Origin of the sequence: Burkholderia sp. 9779_493 (assembly GCF_015712215.1) — a bacterium.
GTDB classification, from domain to species: Bacteria; Pseudomonadota; Gammaproteobacteria; order Burkholderiales; family Burkholderiaceae; genus Burkholderia; species Burkholderia cenocepacia.
In genome coordinates, this window is sequence record NZ_JACCQA010000118.1 from 1 (window position 1) to 423 (window position 423).

The following is a 423-nucleotide window of genomic DNA, read 5'->3' on the forward strand; positions in this document are numbered from 1 at the left end:
GGTACCAAAAGGTCAGGCGCGTATCCGCACCCAGATGTCTGCGGCGCACTCGCCTGAACAAATTGAACGTGCGGTGGAAGCCTTTACCCGCATCGGCAAACAGCTGGGCGTAATTGCCTGAGGACGTGTGATGAAAGCGTTATCCAAACTGAAAGCGGAAGAAGGGATTTGGATGACCGACGTGCCGGAGCCGGAAGTCGGTCATAACGATCTGCTGATCAAAATTCGTAAAACCGCCATCTGCGGTACTGACGTTCACATCTACAACTGGGACCAGTGGTCACAGAAAACCATTCCGGTACCGATGGTTGTCGGTCACGAATATGTCGGCGAAGTGGTTGGCATTGGTCAGGAAGTGAAAGGCTTCAACATTGGCGATCGCGTCTCCGGTGAAGGCCACATTACCTGCGGTCACTGCCGTAA

1 protein-coding gene is annotated in these 423 nt (G+C 53.7%); it reads left to right on the forward strand.

Annotation, left to right across the window (positions count from 1 at the left end):
• Nucleotides 1–130: 130 nt before the first annotated feature.
• A partial coding sequence (locus H0X95_RS35760; RefSeq protein WP_196446443.1) for an alcohol dehydrogenase catalytic domain-containing protein occupies nucleotides 131–423 on the forward strand: 293 nt, incomplete at its 3' end.